2 protein-coding genes are annotated in these 633 nt (G+C 66.4%); one reads left to right on the top strand and one right to left on the bottom strand.

Features of this window, described 5'->3' with window-relative positions; all coding sequences use genetic code 11:
- Positions 1-200: helix-turn-helix domain-containing protein (locus JQK15_RS26555; RefSeq protein ID WP_214869668.1), on the bottom strand; the 200-nt coding region annotated here is incomplete at its 3' end.
- 104 nt (positions 201-304) lie between these two features.
- Here JQK15_RS26555 and JQK15_RS26550 point away from each other — a divergent pair.
- The coding region (locus tag JQK15_RS26550) for a 4-carboxy-4-hydroxy-2-oxoadipate aldolase/oxaloacetate decarboxylase (protein ID WP_214869666.1) at positions 305-633 on the top strand (329 nt) is incomplete at its 3' end.

The raw sequence follows: 633 nt of genomic DNA, 5'->3' as shown, positions 1-633 counted from the left end.
TCCGCCGGTTCCAGCGCGACCATGCCGCCGGGCTGGCGCGCGAACAGCGGCAGGCCCAGTTGCGCCTCCAGCTTGGCGATCCCCTGGGTCACCGCCGGCTGGGTCAGGTTGACCGCGCGCGCCGCCAGGCTGACGCTGCCAAGCTCCACCACGGCCGCCATCGCGGCGAGATGACGGATATTGAACTGGTCGGGGCTCATGTCCAACACTTAGCAAAAATTTATGCACTGGTTCCAGTTCGGATTTGAGCATCGCGCCACACCTGTCCACATCGCTGTCAACTTATGCGCTAGGAGAAGGCTTGATGTCCGGCATTGTCGTCCAGAATATCGAACGGGCGGACCTCGCCGTCATCGATGGCCTCGCCAAGGCGGGCGTCGCCACCGTCCATGAGGCCCAGGGCCGCAAGGGCCTGCTCGCCCCCTATATGCGCCCCATCTATCCGGGCGCCCGCATCGCCGGCAGCGCGGTGACGATCTCCGCCCCGCCGGGCGACAACTGGATGGTCCATGTCGCGATCGAACAGCTGAAGGAAGGCGACATATTGCTGCTCGCCCCGACCAGCCCCTGCACCGACGGCTATTTCGGCGACCTGCTCGCCACCTCCGCCCAGGCACGCGGCTGCCGTGGCCT

The organism is Sphingobium sp. BHU LFT2, from assembly GCF_018604485.1.
In the GTDB taxonomy this organism is placed as follows: Bacteria; Pseudomonadota; Alphaproteobacteria; order Sphingomonadales; family Sphingomonadaceae; genus Sphingobium; species Sphingobium yanoikuyae_A.
Note: the sequence above shows the minus strand (reverse complement) of the source record. Positions and strands in the feature narration are given on the sequence as shown.